This window comes from Bacteroidia bacterium (assembly GCA_019695265.1).
Taxonomy (GTDB): Bacteria; Bacteroidota; Bacteroidia; order JAIBAJ01; family JAIBAJ01; genus JAIBAJ01.
Window position 1 is genome coordinate 1 of the sequence record JAIBAJ010000187.1, and the last position, 3654, is coordinate 3654.

A 3654-nucleotide genomic window follows, 5' to 3' on the forward strand; every position below is an offset into this window, starting at 1 on the left:
GAATTTTAGAAGCATCGAAGTGGCTAATTAAACTATCTTGCATAAAAAATGCATCCAAATAAAGTTCGCCAATATTTCCACCAAAAGTTTCTCCTTCAATTTGCTCTTTTGGTATAACAGAAAGGCTTCCATCTAAATTCTTTTCAACAAAAAGTAAATTGCTCTTTGGTAAATCTGAAACTAAAAATGGGGAATGCGTAGTGAGAAATATTTGACATTTCTTGTCAAGTAACTTTGGAAGTATGTTTATTAATTTAAATAAAAATTCGGTCTGCCATTTGGGATGAAAATATAAATCACCTTCATCAATGCATATCAATACATTATCTTCCTTAATCTTTCCAGCAATCGAATAGAAATTTGCAAATAAATTTATGTAAGCCTTGTGACCACTGCTAATGCCAGCCCACTCAACGCTATATGATAAACTTTGGTTTGTTGTTGCGTCCAAATACCCTGTAAGGAATGAGCCAACTCTGTCATTGTACTCTAAGGTAAATTGAACTCTTCGATTTGCATATGTGCCAATGTCTTCTTTAAATTCGGAATTACTTTGATTGCCCAAATCTCTATCTGCCAACTCTGTAAGAAATTTATAGGTTTCAAAAAAGCCCCAATATTTATCTATGGTAGTTGCAAAGTCTCCAATGAAATATTTAAAAATGTCATCAATTCTAAAATCTGATTGCGTAACCTCGAATAGCGAATTTAATATTCGATGAAGTTCTTTTTTATCCTTAATGACTTTCCCGTCAACATGATTTAAAATATCTCTATTCAAGATAAAATCAATAAAAACAAGAAATGCAGAGAAGTATTTTATGGAATTCGTTGACTTATTATCTGTAATTTTCTTTCTAAAACTTAATACAAATTCTTTCAATCGTATTTCATTCTCAGTTTCTCTTTTATATTTCTCGTCAAAAGTTTTAATACGGTTAATAATGTTTGACCAGATTGGCGAAGTAAGAATAACCTTAGAAGGTTTCAGTTTTTGATTTGCACTTGAATTAACAGAGATTTCCACATCTTCAAGCAACTTGAATTGTGGACTCTTTATGAATTTTATTTGTTGTTGAATAGTTTTTTGATAGTTTTTATTAATGTTTTCACCGAAAGAGCTATTCAGCAAGTCATTTGTTGAAATATTTATATTCTTCTTGCTGAAATTATGTCGTCTGCCATCAAATACATTAGAGAAAAAGATTGAATTTATAGATGGTATTTTACCGTCATAGCTTTTTATTTCTGCCCCAAAATCATTCTTTATGAAAGGCATTTTGTAATTGTAAATAGTGTAGTAATTCCCATCGTTAAATACAGCAAAGAATGGTTTATTTATAATTGTATTAGCACCGTCTGAAATATATTGTATTAACTCTAAAAGGTTGGTTTTCCCAGAAGCATTCTTTCCAATGATTCCAATGACATCGGTGATGCCATTTCCAAAAAAGTTCTTTATGTGCTTTTTATTTTCAGTTCTCTTTAGAATCGAATTTGAATATTCAAAAGTGTTTTCAGTCGCCAGGTTAAAGCCTTGGTTTATGAATCCTTTATAATCTTCTATCCATATGTAACAAAGCTTCATAGTTCTTAAATATAAAATTTGAATGCCAATGGGGGGGCTACTAGGTCTGTACTGGCTGTTAATATTTCTCCTATTTTGTCGGCAAATCGAAGTGTCACTGGAACTCCGTCCGCATAAATGCATGCATTGTAATTCAATTTAGTCAACGCCAAAATATCTTTTAAAACCTGTTCAATGTCCGCATCACCTTTATTGATTTCAATGAAAATTGGGTTTGGAACTTCCATTGATAAAGTTGATTCAGTTTTCGGAACATAACCAACTGTCCAAAGAAAAGCACTCTTTTCGTTTACAATAAAAGCGTTACCTCTCATTATGGGGTAATTCCCTTCTGATTTAAACAGCTTTAAGGGCTTTGTCTTAGTTATTGTAACGCCAACTAAATTAGTTCCTTCAGGAGTTACTTCTTGAAATGCTTTCCATTCCTGCCCGTTAAACTTTGTTTTGGCATGAATGAAAATTTCCTTTGGATAAACTCCGTTTTGTTCTTCGTATGATTTTAGAGCCTGAGTCAACAATGCTTTTGCCTCTTTCGGTTTTAAATGGAATTCTCCCTTTTCAGGATTATACCAAGGTCCAACTTCACCCTTGAAAACTGTTCCATCTCCATTGTCCAAAAACATTTGGGCGGCACAGCAAGCATTTTTTGGGTTCTTACTTTTTTCAATTTGCTTGTAAACTAGTCCAAGATAGCAAACCCCACTTCTAATATCTGATAGTTTCCAAGGTTTACCACCAGCTTTGTAAAATGCAGCAGTTGAAACTGTCCACGCCAAGTGACCTTCGATTTTTGAAAAGTCTCTTTTTGGTGCACCAAACTTATTCTTGAAATCTCGCCATGCTAAGGTGCTTTCTCTTAGTATCTGTGTAGGGATGGTGTTTTCCAACAATCTCGCTTTTAATTGGTCATGAAACTGTGCGTCATAGTTGTATGTCTGAGATTCAATAACCTTTTCTTTTATTTCTTGCTCTATATTCTCGAATACATTAAGCTGAAATGAAATTTTCTTGGCAGACGATTTTGTAAGTAATGATTTATTTTGAACCAAATCTTTGGGTAATACCGAATTAGGTCGGCAGTATTGATAGATTTCATCAGGAACTACCACAAACCAAACGTCTACCTTTTCATCTTCGTTTTTGTTGGCTGCAATTATTTTGTTAATGAATAATGTCACCAAATCATACGTCCTTTTGTGCGTGCTGTCAGTGTATAGTAATTTCCCGATTTCTTCATTTGTTACTTCTTTGAAGACAACATGGTCTGTATCCCATTTGCACCCAAACACGGCTTCAAAGCCAGGAAACATGGGTCGGGTAATATTATTGGTGTTATAGATTGGCTTCTGAATGTGCTTAATATAGTTCTTGAAAATGCGTAGTCCGTCTTGTGTTGCTACCACACCGCTTTTAATACCGTAAATTTTATTAAGCGGACCAAATAAGGCAAGGCCGTCTCTTGCATCTGCACATTTCTGTCCATTGGCAAAGAGTATATTGGGCTCAGGTATGTATATCAGTTCTTTCATTCTGAATCGGCTTCTTCAATCATTTCTTCGTCTAATTCATTCAGGTCATTTATATCTGAGATTTCAGCTTCATCTTCCAGCGTATTTTTATCGGGAATGTTATAGCTGAATTGCCCGACAAATTGAACAGGCTCATTTGAAACATGAATCTTTTCTTCACTTCCTGCTTCCAGATAAAAACTGGTTTCATCATCTGAAAGATATTTTACAAAGGCAAGTAGTTTATTTCGCCAATCGTCATTCCACCAGTTTTTACCTTGCCTTCTTCTTGCTGCATGTTGAATACTTTTGCTTTCAATAGGTGTAATTCCGTCTTGTGTAAAATAGATATGTGTAGAAACCATCAGCACAGGAAAGGGATAAAGCTTGCCTGCTGCCGAAATTCCAAAGTGCCAGTTCTTATCTTTTTGTTTACCCACCAATTGAACTTTATTGAATTTATCTTTTTCCAGTTTACCCTTTTCAAACCAATAGCCCACTTTGTTAGACATTGGATATTCCTGAACTCCCTTGTCTTTCATTCTCAGGTCAAATGCC

Annotated in this window: 3 protein-coding genes; all 3 read right to left on the reverse strand. The window is 34.4% G+C overall.

Features of this window, described 5'->3' with window-relative positions:
• On the reverse strand, window positions 1-1588 hold a 1588-nt coding region (locus K1X82_15095), incomplete at its 3' end, for an AAA family ATPase (protein MBX7183436.1).
• A gap of 5 nt (window positions 1589-1593) precedes the next feature.
• A complete protein-coding gene (locus K1X82_15100) occupies window positions 1594-3117 on the reverse strand; it encodes a hypothetical protein (GenBank protein MBX7183437.1) in 1524 nt (507 codons plus the stop codon).
• On the reverse strand, window positions 3114-3654 hold a 541-nt coding region (locus K1X82_15105; protein MBX7183438.1), incomplete at its 5' end, for a hypothetical protein. The genes K1X82_15105 and K1X82_15100, both read right to left, overlap by 4 nt.